Origin of the sequence: Curtobacterium sp. ME26 (genome assembly GCF_903970945.1) — a bacterium.
GTDB lineage: Bacteria > Actinomycetota > Actinomycetes > Actinomycetales > Microbacteriaceae > Curtobacterium > Curtobacterium citri.
In genome coordinates, this window is sequence record NZ_CAJCKG010000022.1 from 42,799 (window position 1) to 57,326 (window position 14,528).

A 14,528-nucleotide genomic window follows, 5' to 3' on the forward strand; every position below is an offset into this window, starting at 1 on the left:
GCTACCGCGCGACCGAGGTGCCGGTGCCGACGGGGTGCAGGTCGAGCGTGCAGCACTTCACGCCGCCGCCGCCGAGCAGGAGCTCGGACAGGTCGACGCCGATCGGGTTGTAGCCCTTCTCGCGCAGCTGCTCGGCGAAGGTCGTCGCACGCGAGGCAATCACGACGTTGTAGCCGTCGGAGTACGAGTTGAGGCCGAGGATCGCGGCGTCCTCCTCGGTCGCGATGATCGCGTCCGGGAAGCGCTCGCGCAGGATCGCCAGCGCGGGCTCGTCGAACGCGCTCTCCAGGTAGGCGATGTTCGACCGGCCGGACGCGTCGGGCTCCGGGTCGAGCACGGCGATGGCGGTGTCGAGGTGGTAGAAGCTCGGGTTGATCAGCTTGAGGGTGACGACCTCGCGGCCGTAGATGCGGGCGAGCTCCTCGTGCGAGGTGCTGTCGGAGCGGAACCCGGTGCCGGCGAAGATCGTGTCGCCGATGAGCAGGAAGTCGCCCTCGCCCTCGTTGGTCTCCTCGGGCTCGGCGACGGTGAGGCCGGCGCTGCGGAACCAGTCCATGTAGGCGGGACCCTCGGGCTGGCGCTCGGGGTACTGGAACTTCGCGCCGTACGCGACGCCGTCGAGCACGAAGCCGCCGTTGGCCGCGTAGACCATGTCCGGCAGACCCTCGATCGGCTCGATGTACGAGATGTCGAAGCCGAGCTGCTCGTAGACGTCGACGAGCGACTGCCACTGCTCGACGGCCTTCGACGTGTCGGTCGGCTCCTCGGGGTGCATCCACGGGTTGATCCGGTAGCTCACCGTGTAGTGCGTCGGCTTGCACATCAGGATCGTGCGCTTCGTGGCGACACGGGCCGGTGCTGCCTGCGGTTCGGTTGCGGTGTTCGACATCAGTTCCTCCTGGAAGGGACCGGGGCCCGAGCCTGCCAGGAACCACCACTCGTGAAGAGCTCCGGCGAGATGCAGGCTCACTCACCGCAGCGGACCAGGTCGACGCCGTTGCGATCCTCGCACGGATGGGCGCCCGCGTCGGGTCACGACTGGATCTCGGCTGGCACCCGTTCGGGTGACGCACGATTCATGCGTCGGACCCGGCTGCCTCGCAAGAAGCCCGCGTACGATGTTCGGCGATGGACACCCTCGACCACCGCATCCTGGACCAGCTCCGGGAGAACGCCCGCGCCGGGTACGGCGACATCGGGTCGGTGGTCGGACTCTCGGCCTCCGCCGTCAAGCGCCGCGTCGACCGGCTCGTCGCCGACGGCGTGATCCAGGGCTTCACGATCAAGGTCGACCCCGCCGTCGAGGACCGCGGCACCGAGGCCTGGGTCGAGCTGTACTGCCGCGGCACCGTCTCCCCCGACGAGCTCCGCACGCTGCTCGACACCGTGCCCGAGGTCGTCGACGCCGGCACGGTCACGGGCAGCGCCGACGCCGTCGTGCACATGCGGTCGCGGGACCTGTCGGCACTGGAGCTCGCGCTCGACCGGGTGCGCCTCGCACCGCAGGTGGACCACACGCGCAGCGCGATCGTCCTGTCGAAGCTCGTGAGCCGCGAGTCCGCCTGACGCGGCGCGCGTAGGGTCGCGGTCGTGGGACGCAGGAGGACGGCCGGGAGGCACGGCACGGCTCCCACGCGTCCGCCGGCGGCCCGACGTCTGGTCACCGCGGCGACCGGTGCCTACCTGGCGAACTGCCTCTGGGGCACCGCGGTCGCGGTCCGGGTGATCCGGACGAGGAAGCTCCGTGTCGTGCACCACGGCCTGTTCGTCGTCACCGCCGCCCTGACGGGTGCCGCCGCGACGACCCCGCTCTGGACGCGCGACCGGACCGCCCTGTTCCTGCTGCCCGCGCTCGTCCCCCTCGCGGTCGCTCCACGCACCGACCCCCGTGCCGGAGCACACTGGAAGGTCGCGGTCGCCGCGGCACCGTCCTACCTGGGGGCGCTGCTCGCACGCGGCCGGCGAGGAGGGTGATCCGTGGAGCTGTTCGAGGCGATCCGACGACGACGGACGACCAACGGGGCGTTCCTGCCCGACCCGGTGTCCGAGGAGCACCAGCGGCTCCTCGTGGAGCTCGCCGGGCGGGCACCGTCGCAGCTCAACAGCCAGCCGTGGCGGTTCGTCATCGTCGAGGAGCGCGACACGATCGACCGGATCGCGGACATCAGCGGACGATCGATGACCCGGACCATGGCCGAGGGGTCGTTCTTCAGCCGCTACCGGCCGTACTTCCGGTTCTCGCAGGCCGAGATGGACGAGCGGCGCGACGGCATGCTGTTCGACAAGCTCCCCGGACCGCTCAGGCCCTTCACGAAGCAGGTCTTCACCCGTCGCGGCCAGCTGCTCATGAACACGCTGCGCGTCCCGCAGACCCTCGGCGAGGAGAACCGGAAGCTCGTCGCCGGCTCGCCGCTCCTGCTCGGCGTGATGCTCGACCGCGACGAGTACCGGAAGGAGGCGCGCAACGCCTTCTACTCCGTCTTCAGCATGGGCGCGGCGATGGAGAACGTCTGGCTCGCGACGACCGAGCTCGGCCTCGGGATCCAGTTCGTGTCGTTCCCGATGGAGATCGAGGAGGCGTGGGCCGAGGTCGAGGACCTGCTGGCCGTCCCGCCGGAGCTCGAACTCATGGCCGTGTACCGGATCGGGTACCTGCCGCCGGAGCGCCGACGACCCGCCATCGACTGGGTGTCGAACGAACGGAAGCGCCCGTCGCAGTACGTGTTCCGCGGGACCTGCGCGACCCCGCAGACCGGGTGGGACGACGTGTCGGAGGCGGGCGAGCCCGCGGAGAGGAGTGACCCGTGACCATGAGCCAGCCCGCCGGAGGTGCGCCCGGCCTCCCGTCCGTCGCCCCCGGCCTGCCGGGCCGCCCCTGGATCGAGCAGGCGTGGCGTGACGTCGTCTTCGTGCACTGGCGGGTCGACGCGTCCGCCGTCGCGCCGCTGCTGCCGAAGGGCGTCCGACCGGACACCCTCGGGGCCGACGGCGTCGACGACGGGACGACCACCTGGGTGGGCCTCATCGCGTTCTCGTTCGAGGACACCCGGTTCCCGCCCGTCTCCGTCGGCCGCGTCGGCGACTTCGTCGAGATCAACGTGCGTGTCTACACGGTCGACGACCGTGGACGGCACGGGGTCGTGTTCCTGTCGCTCGACGCGGGGAAGCTCGCGCCGACGGTCGGGGCGCGCGTCGCGACCGGGCTGCCCTACTGGTGGGCGGTCGCGCAGCGGCGTCGCGGAGCCGGGCGCATCGCCTACGCGATGCGGCGGCACGGCACCCGCCTGCGGTCGCGCATCGAGGTCGCGATCGGCGACGAGGTCACGGCGCCGACCCCGCTCGAGACCTTCCTCACGGCACGGTGGGGCATGCACGTGCGACGGCTCGGCGCGACGCGCTTCTGGCCGAACGAGCACGAACCGTGGCCGCTGCACCGGGCCACCGTCCGACGGCTGCAGGACGACCTGCTCGGTGCCGCCGGGCTGCCGTTCGGGCTGTCGGGGCTCGAGCCGGACTCGGTGCTGTACTCGCCGGGGGTGACGACGCGGTTCGGGATCGGGCGGTGACCATCACACGCGGGATGATCACAAGGAGAGGTATTTCAGATACGTAGCCTTTCGGGGACTTCCGTCCTCGTGAAAGGAACAGCATGAACCTCCGTCCCCTCGCCGTCGGATCCGCCGTGGTCCTCGCGAGCTGCCTCGCCGTCGGCGCCACGAGCGCGAGCGCGTTCGCGGCCCCCGGGCAGCCCGCGCGTGCCGCCGCGTCGTCCGCGTCGACCGCCCGCGCCGGCATCACCGACGTCCAGCAGGCCCCGATGCGGGTCGGTGACCTGCAGTGGGTCGACGTGCGCGTCACGGTCGACGCACCCACGGTGGTGCGGCTCATCGACCCGTCGGGCGAGATCGTCGATGCCAAGAGCGGTGACTCGCGGAAGCCGATCGTCTTCCAGGTGAAGCCGAACGGTCAGGACTCGGCGCACTACGCGGTGGACACCGGGCAGTCCTCGACGGAACGCGCCGTCGACGTGGACTTCAGCGGCCTCCCCCTGTCCGCGCCGCTCGACCTCAGCTCGGAGGGGCGCCTGACCGAGATCTCCCGTGCGGTGCAGCACGGTCAACTGATCCACGAGATGCGGTACGAAGCAGTGCCGGGTGCCGAGGTGACCGTCGTCGCGAACGGGCACTCGACGGCCGCGCGGGCATCGGACGACGGGGTCGCCACGGTGTCCGTCGAGTTCCGCGGGGGTGAGAACCAGGTGCGGGCCTCGCAGGTGCTCGGGGAGAAGCGATCGCTCGAGTCCGACGACCACTACACGTTCGGTGGCTCGGACGGGGGTACGGGCGGTGGCTCCGACGGCGGCTCCGGTGGCGGCTCCGGCAGCGGCGGGCAGGTCGACCCCGCGTCGCTGCGCCTCGACCAGCAGCAGGGCGCCGAACTCACCCCGAAGGACGGCAAGGTCACCCTCTCCGGCCGCGCTTCCGGCGGGTGGATCACCGTCCGCGACGCCGACCGGAAGACCCTCGGCACCACCGAGGTCCACGACGGCCACTGGTCCGTCGACGTCCCCGCCACCACCCGCGGCTGGCAGATCACGTCCATCGCCCTCTCCAGCACCGAACAGGGTGCCCCCGTCACCCAGGCCACGTTCCGGTACATCGTCCGCGACGACAGCCAGCAGCTCGGCGACGGCAACGGCGGGCAGGTCGACCCCGCGTCGCTGCGCCTCGACCAGCAGCAGGGCGCCGAGCTCACCCCGAAGGACGGCAAGGTCACCCTCTCCGGCCGCGCCTCCGGCGGGTGGATCACCGTCCGCGACCTCGACAACGGCTCCCAGACCACCACCGAGGTCCGAGGCGGCCACTGGTCGGTCGACGTCCCCGCCACCAAGCCCGGCGGGCGGATCGCGTCCATCGCCCTCTCCGGCACCGAACAGGGCGCACCCGTCGCCCGGACCACGCTCCGGTACGTCGTCCGCGACGACAGCCAGCAGCCCGGCGACGGCAACGAGACGCCGGCCACCGAGCTCTCTGTCGACCAGTCCGGCTCGGTGCAGCTCGACCGGGACGGTTTCGTCACGTACACGGGCACGGCACCCGGCGAGTCCGTGCTGGTCCTCGAGAACGGGAAGCGCGCCGGCGAGTTCGCCGTCAAGGACGGGCACTTCGCCGCGAAGATCTACCAGACGCCCGGCAAGTACAAGCTCACGTTCCTCGCCAAGGAAAAGCCACACGGCAGTCTGTGGAACCGGGTCACGACCACGGAGGTCACCGTCGAAGGGTGACCTGACCACCTCCACGTGGACCCCGCCGATCGCTGCGATCGGCGGGGTCCCGTCGTCGCGGCGCTGGGACGGCCTCCCCCGCGCGTGAGTAACGTGCGTGAGGTGACCGGAGCATCGCACCAGCAGGACGTCCGGCGACGAGCCGGATGGCTCCCGCAGGACCAGTCGGGACTCGAGGCGTGGCTCCGTGGTCGCCGGGACCGCCACCAGCACCGCGATCCTGACCGCGCGCTGCACCCCGCGGTGTCCGCCCTCCGGGACCTCGTCGAGGGTGATCCGGTGCTGCGGATGCACGCGCACCAGATGATCGAGCAGGTCCCCACCGGTCGCGAGTACCAGGACCGGCACCTCGAGTCGTTCGACGAGCTGCTCGAACTCGTCGACGAGGTGATCACGTCCGCACCGGAGTACAGCGACGAGCAGATGGTGATGACGCCGCTCGACGGTGTGCTCGACTGGACGAAGGCCACCCCGGCCGGCTTCGCGTTCTACCGGGACCCCCGGGTGAACGACGCGCTCCGCGCGGTCCTGCAGGGATGGTGCGACTTCCTGTCGAGCGACAAGTCGCTCGGAGTGCTCGTCGACGCGCCGTCGGGGTGGCTGAGCGACGCAGCTCGTCGCGCGGTCGGCCTGGACCAGTTCGCCCACGACCCGGACGACGAGCACGGGGGCTTCCGCTCCTGGAACGACTTCTTCACCCGTCGCCTGCAGGACGGCGAGCGGCCCGTGGCCGCTCCGGACGACGACGCCGTCGTGGTCAGTCCCTGCGAGGCCACGCCGTACCGGATCGCGAGCCGCGTGCACCGGCGCGACGCGTTCTGGGCGAAGGCCGAGCCGTACTCGGTCGAGGAGCTGCTCGCCGGCGACGAGGCCACCGACCTGTTCGTGGACGGGACGGTGTGGCAGGCGTTCCTGAGCGCGCTCGAGTACCACCGCTGGCACAGCCCGGTGGGCGGCACGATCCTCCGCGCCTGGGTCGAGCCGGGCACCTACTACTCCGAGGCGTCGTCGCAGGGAGCCGAGGCCGCCGAACCCCAGCTGTCCCAGGGGTACCTGGCGCACGTCGCGACTCGGGCGATCGTGCTCGTCGACGCGGACGACCCGACCATCGGCACCGTCGCGGTCGTGTTCATCGGGATGTCGGACGTGTCGTCCTGCGTGATCGGCGACGGCATCGAGCCGGGCGCCCGGGTCGGCAAGGGCGACGAGCTGGGGTACTTCCAGTTCGGCGGGTCCTCGGTGTGCGTGCTGTTCGGGCCGGACGTCGTGGAGTCGTTCTCGCTCGGAGCGCTGCCGCAGGCACCGGACGAGGAGCCGGTGCTGCTGCACGTGCGGTCGCACCTGGCGACGGCGAGGCGGGCGGCGGCCGACTGATCGCCCGCCCTCCTGCGGTCAATCCGACGGCGTGCGGGCGAGGGCGCGGAACTGCACGAACGCGAACACCGCCGTGATGACGGCGACGAGCGGCGCGACCCCGGCCCAGACCGTCGCGCGCCCGTGCGGGACGACGTCGACCGTCAGCCCGACGACGACCAGGACCAGGGACACCACCGCGACGACGGTGCACGCCACCGACACCGCCGTACGATCGAAACGGGTGATCGAACGCGCGGACCACATGATCGTCGGCAGCCCACCGAGGGCGCCCGTCGCGACACCGATCGCGCCACCGGCGACCAGGCTCGCGACCATCACCACGGCGCCGCTCGCGACACCCGCCAGGACCGCCGTCCGGTGCAGGTCCCACGAGGCGCCGCGGGTCTGGTCCCGGTACGCTCGCCAGCCCGCGACCGCCAGCGCGACCGCGCCGGCCGACATCACGACCGCGGCCGTCACCCAGGGCACCCGCGCGAGCACGTCCGCGGAGGCGGACCCGGCGACGATCATCAGCGCGGCGACGCCGAGTGCCAGCAGTGGCAGGACCCAGACCTCTCGCCACCGCGTGGGCGTGCGCAGCACCCAGCCGGGCGGTGCCTCCTCGACCGGGTCCTCGTCGCGCGTCTCCACTGCGCCATCATGCTCCCCGCGGTGCTGTGCCGGGGGACGCCCGCTGAGTCGGCGGTGACCGTGCTCCGCGTACAACGGACAGCATGACGCGCGTGGCAGTGGTGACCGGTGGTTCGGCTGGACTGGGACGGGCGACCGTTCGCGAGCTCGCCGCGCGGGGGTGGGATGTCGCCGTCCTCGCCCGCGGGGAGGACGGGGTCGCGGCCGCCGTCGCCGAGGTCGAGGCCGCCGGACGTCGCGGGCTCGCGCTGGTCGCGGACGTCGCCGACCGCCAGGCGGTAGAGGCCGCTGCCGACCGCGCCGAGCAGGAACTCGGCCCGATCGACCTGTGGGTCAACTGCGTGATGGTCGGGGTCTTCGGACGGTTCCTCGACACCGAGGCCGACGACTTCGAGCGGGCCCTCGACGTGAACTTCCTCGGCTTCGTGCACGGCACCCGCGCGGCACTGTCGCGGATGGTCCCTCGCGACCGCGGTCACGTCATCCAGGTCGGGTCGGCGCTGGGCTTCCGCGGCATCCCGCTGCAGTCCGCCTACTGCAGCTCGAAGCACGCGATCGTGGGCTTCACCGAGTCGGTCGTGTCGGAGCTCTCCGCGCAGGGGAGCAAGGTCGCCGTGAGCCGGGTGGACATGCCCGCGCTCAACACGGTCCAGTTCAACTGGGTGAAGTCGCTGCTGCCGCACCACCCGCAGCCGGTCGCCCCGATCTACCAGCCCGAGGTCGGCGCACGCGCGATCGCTGCCACCGCCGAGCGGCCCCGACGCCGCACCTGGGTCGGTGAATCGACCGTCTACACGATCCTCGGCAACCGGATCAGCGGTCGCTTCGCCGACTGGTACGCCGCGAAGACCCTGGTCAGCGGGCAGCAGGCCGAGCAGAAGGACGGCGAGTCCCTGCCGACCAACCTCTACGAGCCGGTGGCGGGCGATCACGGCGCGCACGGTGTCTTCGACGACTCGGCGCACGCGTGGTCACCGCAGACCTGGTGGGTGGAGCACCGCCGACTCGGCAACGGCATCATCGGCGCGGCACTCGGTGCCGCCGGAGCGCTCGCGATCGCCGCGGGGAAGCGCCGATGAGCCGCCGCAGCCGCCGGGCACGCACCGAGCGTGCGCGCTGGGTCGAGGGACTCCGCGCGGGCATCGGGATCGCTCACCTGATCGCGTCGCGCGGTTCTACGGGGCGGGTCGCCGTCTTCGGTCGGGTCCTCGGCGTGCGGCAGCTCGGCCAGGCGGCACTGCTCGTCCGCGCGGGCTCCCCCGAGGCACACGTGCTCGGCGCTGCCGTGGACGCCACGCACGGTGTCTCGATGGTGCCGCTCATCGCGCTCGACCGGCAGACCCGCGGGTTCGCCGTCCGGCAGCTCGTGGTCGCGATCGTCCTGACGGCGCTCGAGGTCGGGCTCGTCGGCACGGGACGGCGTCGCCCCGGCCGACGGTGACCCTCGGTCGCCGCGGCCGGCGGACAGCCGGCCGCGGCCCGACCGCTACTCGACCTCGGTGACCGGTCCCTCGTCCTCGACACCGGTCTCGTCCATGCGGTCCCGCAGGTGGTCGGCCATGGCCCCGGCACCCTCGTCGCCGTGGTCGTGCTCGACCTGTTCCACCAGGCCGGAGAGCTTCTCCTCGTTGGTGGCCTCGGTGGCGCCGTCCATCACGGGGGCGGTCTGGACCTCGTCGTCGTTCGCTCGTGCGTTCATGCCCCGGACGGTACGCCGCCCACCGCGGCGACCGCTCAGAGCCGCAGCCGGCTGAACGCCGTCGAGACGTCGCCGTGCCGGTGCGCCGCGACGGACACGGTCTGCTCGCGCAGGAAGTGCAGCATCTCGACCAGGCCGGACTCGACCACCGGGTCGTCGTGGATCGTCGTGTCCGTCCCGGCTCCGAGCGCAGCCTCGAGCGCACGCGGGTCGCCGCCGAGCAGCCGCACACGGGAACCGGGGCCGCCGAACGCCGTGTGGCGTCGCCGCTCGACACCCTGGGCGAGGACGAGGTCGAGCGGGTCGAGGTCCTGCTCCGCCCCGTCCGACCAGTCGTCCTGCAGCAGGGCGCCGGACGCGGCACGGGCCAGGAACGCTGCGTCGTCCTCGACCAGCTGGTCGACGACGTGGAGCGGGGACCGCGCGGCGGAGAACAGCGGCAGCAGCTCGGCCGGCAGCGGGCGGGCGGTGCTGAGGAGCACGTGCGCCCGTGCCGCGGTCGCCGCGACGAGCACGCGGACGAGGTCACCGGCACCGACGCCCGTCGACTGACGGACGACCACGGACTGCGGCCGGAACCGGATGACGTTCCGCTCGACGACGAGGTCGGCCGTGTCCCGTGAGCGACCGTAGAGGGCCGCACGCGCTGCCGCGTCGCTCTCGGCACCCGCACGGACCCGGTCGAACTCCTCGAACGACAGCCCGGCGCGCGCGGCTTCGATGACCGCCGTCACGCGGTTCCCGAGTCCCTGCAGCTGGATGCTGCGCTGGGCGGTGCGCGCCGTCGGCCGCCAGCGGTCCGCACCGAGCACGGCGAGCGGACCACCGCGGTGCACGGTGGGTCCGACCGCGGTCCGCCGCCACCCGCCGACCGGCTGTCGCCCGGGTCGGGCGCCGGTGGTCGGGCGGTTGACGACGAGCAAGCCGGCCCGGGTGCGGTCCGACCAGGTGGCGACCTCGTCCGGGTCGAGCGTGTGCAGGGCCGCGACGGAGCCGCCGTCGACGGCTTCTTGCAGGGCGAGCGCGTCCTCGAGCGTGTCGACGCGGACGACGTCCAGCACGGGAGCGGGGACGGCGGCCCGGGAGTGGTCGGCAGTGGGGCGCACGCCCTCCCGGACGCCCGGGGACCACAGTCGCCCGGAGTCGTCGAGGGCGGCGGGTTCGACGAGCCACGACTCCCCCGGCCGCAGCTCGGTCAACGCCGTGCGGACCGGACCGGACGGCTCGGCGACGAGCGGCCCGACCTGCGCGGAGGGGTCCGTGGGCCACGCCGTGCGCAACCCACGGACCGCATCGGCGAGCTGGTCGCGGAAGTGGTCGCTCTCGCCGACGGACCCGACGAGCACGAGCAACGACACGGCGGCCGCCGACTGCCCGGCACGGTCGAACGCCGACGCCACGACGTCGCGCGCCGCCTGGTCGAGGTCGGCCGACGGGGTCACCACCGCCGTCACGACCCCGGTCAGCTCGGCAACGAGGGGCAGGTCGGCCCGCCACCACCGGTAGGACCGCGCCGTCTCCGGTGCCCCGGTGAGCACGACCCGGTCGACGGCGGGGTGGGCGATGAGGTCCCGTGCGAGGTCGCTGCCGTCGAGGTCGACGAGCTGGAGCAGGGAGTGGGGCACCCCGGCGTCCCAGAGCACCTCGGCGAACACGGCACCGGCCCGGCGCGCGGCGGTCGCGGGCTGCAGCACCACACCGCTCCCGGCGGCGAGTGCCGTCAGGACGCCGTCGGCGGCGTCGACGAGCGGGGCACTCCACGACGGCACGACCACGGTGAGCCGCGGTGGTGCAGGCTGCGCTCCCGTGACGTCGACCAGGTGCCGGGTGCGGTCGGCGGCGTGCACGGCTGCGTCGACGGCGCGGCTGACCTCGCCGTCGGCCTCGGCCAGCGTGAACCCGAGCTCGGAGACGACCACTTCGACCAGGTCGGCACGGTGGCGTTCGACGGCGTGGGCGATCAGGTCGAAGAGCTCCGCCCGGTCCTCCGGTTCCTGCCGGCCCCAGTTCGCCCCGGCCGAGGCCGTGCGGGCGATCATCCGCTCGAGCCGCCCGCGGTCTGTGGTGCGCGCGGCGCGGATGGTGGCGGCACCGCGCTGGGACCCCGGCACGCGGGCGAGGACCTCGGCTGCCCACTCGCGGTTCCCCGGGACCGAGGGATCGGTGTCGGGCGTGCTGCCGGACCGGTCGAGCAGCACCGGGTCGCCGGGAGGCCGGCGACGGTCCTGGATGCGACGGGAGGTCGGTGCCGGACGGACGAGTGCGGCGACGGCATCGACGTGCGCGGCCAGCCCGCGGTCGTCAGCGGCTGCGTCGTCACCGTCGGACGTGCTGGCGACGCCGTCCGCGACCTCGCGCAGGCGCCGGGCGAGGAACGGCACGGCAGCGTCGTACTCGTCGGGGCGGACGAGCGGGACGCGGACGACGACCCGGCCGAAGGAACCGCGGAGGGCGTCCGCGAGGCGGGTCGTGCCGAGGAGGACCTCGGGCTCCACCGCGTCGAGCACACCGCGGCGTTCGGCGAGGACGGACGCGGCCGCCAGCGCGAACGGGTCGGAGGTGGCGACCCCGACGTGCACGGCGTCGGTGCGCTCGGGGTCGATCGCCCGGTCGAGCAGTCGCAGGAACGCGGTGTCCGTCGCCAGGCGGTCGGCGGTGACCGCGAGCGGGCGGCTCTGCAGGACGGCGTCCACCCGTTCGGTCGCGAGGAGCGTGCCCGTGCCGAGGCGGACCCGGACGGGCGCTCCCCCGGCGGCACGGCGGTCCTGCGCCCGGGCCGTCACCTCGTCGAGCGCGTCGAGCGACTCGGGCAGCTCGGCCGGCAGGGTCACGCCGAGGGTGACCCCAGCGGTGCCGTCGAGCCGGAGCAGGGCGCAGAACACCCCGACGGTCCGCTCGAGGTCGTCCGCCCGTCCGCTCTGCAGCGTGACCACCGGTGGGGTCGGACGACCCGCGGCGGTGCGCACGAGCGGTGCGAGGTGCTCGACGGCGTCGGCGACAGCCGCGTCGAGGTCCCACGGCGAGGTCGACGGCAGCACCGCGTCGAGGTCGACCGAGACGGCGTCGACGTCCTGCTGCACGAGTTCGGTGATCGCCGCGAGCCGCCGATCGCGCCCGACGGGTCCGAGGACGGCCGGGCCGAGCAGGGCGACGTCGACCCGGGTATCGGGTCCGCCCACCCGCGCCAGGGCCGCCGGGGTCCTGGCGCCGGTCGCGTCGACGACGAGGTGTCCGGCGAGTCGACGGAGGACGCGGCGCGCCGAGGGCACGACGGCCCACGGCGCCATCGTCGCGAAGCCGCCGCCGACCGTCACCGCCCCACGGAGCCACCACGCGAGGTCCTCCGGCACCGAGCGGCTCGCCCGTTCCAGGTTGCGCGCGACGACCCGCGGGTCCTCCGGCCGGACGACGACGTCGACGAACTCCCGCGCGAAGTCGCGCCCGCGCGGGTCGGCGAGCAGCTCGGCCAGGCGGGCAGCAGCGGGGTCCGTCCGGACACCGCGGCCGGCGTCGATCCACCCCTGAGCCCGTGCCACCACGTCGTCGGTGCAGTCACGGAGGTGCGGGGAGGGCATGGAGCGATCGTATTCCGGCCCCCCGACGTGACCTCTGAGTACGCCGGGTGCCGACTCGGAGCGAGCCGGACGGATCGACCGTGTGCTCGGGACGTCCGCTGCTGGCTACGCTGGCGGTCATGGCGGACGACGGTGGCGCAGGGCACGACTGGGCGACGTGGGACGCGTTCCACGACGTCTGGCGGCGACTCGACCGCGCGCTCGACCACGCGGTGCAGGAGGGAGCCGGGATCTCGATCCCCGAGTTCGAGATCCTCATCGGTCTCCAGCGCGCTCCGGACCGCCGACTCCGGGTACGTGACGTCGCCGCCGGCATCGGCTGGGAGAAGTCCCGGGTCAGCCACCAGGTCACCCGGATGGTCGGTCGCGGCCTCGTCGAGCGGGCCGACTGCCCGACCGACGGTCGGGGCAGCTGGGTCACGATGACGACCGAGGGCCGCCGTGCGGTGCTGGCCGGCATCCGCGCGCACACCGCGGCGCTCGAGCAGCTGTTCTGGAGGCCCGTGGGGACCGACGCGGACACCCTGCGGTCCGTCTCCCACCGCCTCCTCGACGCACTCGGCCCCGTGGACCCAGAGGACTGACCGGGACCCGGCAGTCCAGCCCGTCATCGCCCGGAGGGCGAGGACGCGACGTCGGCGAGCACCCGCGCCACCGCCGCGGCGACGGTGTCCGCCCGCTCGTGGTCGTCGGCGGTGAGCGTCACCACCGCGTCGGCCAGGGGATCGAGGACCACGAGCTGCCCGTACGCGCCGTGCAGCCGCCAGAGCCGTCCGGGCCCGCCCCACCCGGCGAGGGCGTAGCGGTCGTAGGCGGGCGAGGACCCGGCCGTCACCCAGTCGCCGTGCATCGCGTCCACGATCGCCGCGGGCACGAGCGGTCGCCCGTCGAGGGTCCCCCGGTCGCGGAGGAGTCGACCGATGCGCGCGACCTCGGCGGTCCGGAGCCACAACCCCCCACCGGCGACGACGTGACCGAGCGGATCGCGGTCCCACACGACGTCGGCGATGCCGAGCGGGGTGAACAGGCGGTCCTGCACGAAGGCGCCGACGTCCCCGACCCGCTCGGCGAGTGCCCGGACGGCGGTGTACGTGCTGGCGTTCGCGTACTGGAACCGGCGACCCGGGGTGGGACGTCCGAGGAACTCCCGCGCCAGGTCGGGCCAGTCCGTCGCCTGGGTCGGTGACCACGGCATGTCGATGCCGCTCGTCATGGTGAGGAGGTGCCGGAGGGTCACGTCCTGCACGCCCGGACCGAGTCGCACGTCGGGCAGCAGTGCGCCGACGGGCTGGTCGAGCGCGACGACACCGTCCCCGACGGCGACCCCGACGGCCAGGACGGCCACGCCCTTCGCCACCGAGTGGACGTCGCGGCGGACGTCGGCGCTCCACTGGTGCTCGGCGGTGTCGTCGCCCACGAGGACGTGCAGGCCGTGCGCCCGGAAGCCGGTGCGCTCGACCTCGGCGACGACGGCGTCGCGGACGAGTTCGGCGGTGTTCACAGCACCATCATCGCGGCCGGACCCCTCAACCCTGGCGGAGGATCGAGACGAGGACGAGGGCCCCGACGACGATGTTGAACGCGGTGAAGACGAAGCCGAGGACGATCGCCCACAGAGCGAGTGCACGACCGCCCTCCCCCGTCCTGTCGATGTCGCGCAGGGCCAGGAACCCGACGATCGACCCGACGAAGGCGACGAAGAAGACGAGGACGAAGGCGACGACGGCGAGTGTGTTGACCCTCGGGGTCACGTCCTGGGGTGCGGTCACCACTCCATCCTGTCGTCGAGGCGCTGGGAGGCGGGGTCGGGGTACGACGGAAGGCGCCGTCCCCGGGTCCGGGGGCGGCGCCTTCGCGTCGTGGTGCTGCGGTGGTGTCCCGCTGGTGGTGCTGGGTGTTACTTGATCTGGGCGGTGATGGTGGCGGTGCCGACGAGCAGGCCACCCTTGACGGCGTCGGTCTT

The 14,528-nt window shown here is 73.2% G+C and carries 15 protein-coding genes; 9 read left to right on the top strand and 6 right to left on the bottom strand.

Annotated features, from left to right (window positions below; all coding sequences use genetic code 11):
- Nucleotide 1 precedes the first annotated feature (1 nt).
- The gene (ddaH, locus tag H7A69_RS10385) at nt 2–889 is read right to left on the bottom strand and encodes a dimethylargininase (RefSeq protein WP_182046949.1); all 888 of its coding nucleotides are present in this window, start codon (nt 887–889) and stop codon (nt 2–4) included.
- Nucleotides 890–1,128: 239 nt separating this feature from the next.
- Here ddaH and H7A69_RS10390 point away from each other — a divergent pair, with 239 nt between their 5' ends.
- From H7A69_RS10390 to H7A69_RS10415, 6 genes are all read left to right on the top strand, one after another.
- Complete coding sequence (locus tag H7A69_RS10390; RefSeq protein WP_058741615.1) at nt 1,129–1,566, top strand: Lrp/AsnC family transcriptional regulator; 438 nt, start codon at nt 1,129–1,131, stop codon at nt 1,564–1,566.
- A gap of 24 nt (nt 1,567–1,590) precedes the next feature.
- Entirely contained in the window at nt 1,591–1,974 is a 384-nt protein-coding gene (locus tag H7A69_RS10395) for a hypothetical protein (protein ID WP_182046950.1), read from the top strand.
- 3 nt (nt 1,975–1,977) lie between these two features.
- Nucleotides 1,978–2,808, top strand: a complete 831-nt coding sequence (locus H7A69_RS10400; RefSeq protein ID WP_182046951.1) for a nitroreductase family protein — start codon at nt 1,978–1,980, stop codon at nt 2,806–2,808.
- 2 nt (nt 2,809–2,810) lie between these two features.
- Nucleotides 2,811–3,566 (top strand): YqjF family protein, encoded by a 756-nt coding sequence (locus tag H7A69_RS10405; protein ID WP_182046961.1) that lies wholly within the window; start codon nt 2,811–2,813, stop codon nt 3,564–3,566.
- 83 nt (nt 3,567–3,649) lie between these two features.
- On the top strand, nt 3,650–5,284 hold the full coding sequence (locus H7A69_RS10410; RefSeq protein WP_182046952.1) for a hypothetical protein: 1,635 nt from the start codon (nt 3,650–3,652) through the stop codon (nt 5,282–5,284).
- A 102-nt stretch (nt 5,285–5,386) separates the two neighbouring features.
- Nucleotides 5,387–6,658 (top strand): phosphatidylserine decarboxylase family protein, encoded by a 1,272-nt coding sequence (locus H7A69_RS10415; protein WP_182046953.1) that lies wholly within the window; start codon nt 5,387–5,389, stop codon nt 6,656–6,658.
- Nucleotides 6,659–6,676: 18 nt separating this feature from the next.
- On the opposite strand, the gene H7A69_RS10420 is transcribed toward H7A69_RS10415, so the two are convergent.
- Nucleotides 6,677–7,291: a hypothetical protein gene (locus H7A69_RS10420; protein ID WP_182046954.1), complete on the bottom strand. Its 615-nt coding sequence runs from the start codon at nt 7,289–7,291 to the stop codon at nt 6,677–6,679.
- Between the two features lie 83 nt (nt 7,292–7,374).
- Between H7A69_RS10420 and H7A69_RS10425 the strand changes: the two genes are divergently transcribed.
- Both H7A69_RS10425 and H7A69_RS10430 read left to right on the top strand, forming a co-directional pair.
- The gene (locus H7A69_RS10425) at nt 7,375–8,370 is read left to right on the top strand and encodes an SDR family oxidoreductase (RefSeq protein ID WP_182046955.1); all 996 of its coding nucleotides are present in this window, start codon (nt 7,375–7,377) and stop codon (nt 8,368–8,370) included.
- Entirely contained in the window at nt 8,367–8,732 is a 366-nt protein-coding gene (locus H7A69_RS10430) for a hypothetical protein (protein WP_182046956.1), read from the top strand. The genes H7A69_RS10425 and H7A69_RS10430 overlap by 4 nt, the downstream gene beginning before the upstream one ends.
- Nucleotides 8,733–8,777: 45 nt before the next feature.
- Here the strand turns inward: H7A69_RS10430 and H7A69_RS10435 are convergent, their stop codons facing one another.
- The gene (locus tag H7A69_RS10435) at nt 8,778–8,990 is read right to left on the bottom strand and encodes a hypothetical protein (protein WP_069711812.1); all 213 of its coding nucleotides are present in this window, start codon (nt 8,988–8,990) and stop codon (nt 8,778–8,780) included.
- A gap of 35 nt (nt 8,991–9,025) precedes the next feature.
- Entirely contained in the window at nt 9,026–12,565 is a 3,540-nt protein-coding gene (locus tag H7A69_RS10440) for a proline dehydrogenase family protein (protein ID WP_182046957.1), read from the bottom strand.
- 119 nt (nt 12,566–12,684) lie between these two features.
- Here H7A69_RS10440 and H7A69_RS10445 point away from each other — a divergent pair, with 119 nt between their 5' ends.
- Nucleotides 12,685–13,149 (top strand): MarR family winged helix-turn-helix transcriptional regulator, encoded by a 465-nt coding sequence (locus H7A69_RS10445; protein ID WP_182046958.1) that lies wholly within the window; start codon nt 12,685–12,687, stop codon nt 13,147–13,149.
- Between the two features lie 23 nt (nt 13,150–13,172).
- On the opposite strand, the gene H7A69_RS10450 is transcribed toward H7A69_RS10445, so the two are convergent.
- Together H7A69_RS10450 and H7A69_RS10455 are read right to left on the bottom strand one after the other, a co-directional pair.
- Nucleotides 13,173–14,066, bottom strand: a complete 894-nt coding sequence (locus tag H7A69_RS10450; RefSeq protein ID WP_182046959.1) for a serine hydrolase domain-containing protein — start codon at nt 14,064–14,066, stop codon at nt 13,173–13,175.
- Between the two features lie 25 nt (nt 14,067–14,091).
- On the bottom strand, nt 14,092–14,334 hold the full coding sequence (locus H7A69_RS10455; RefSeq protein ID WP_182046960.1) for a DUF4190 domain-containing protein: 243 nt from the start codon (nt 14,332–14,334) through the stop codon (nt 14,092–14,094).
- Nucleotides 14,335–14,528: the final 194 nt, after the last annotated feature.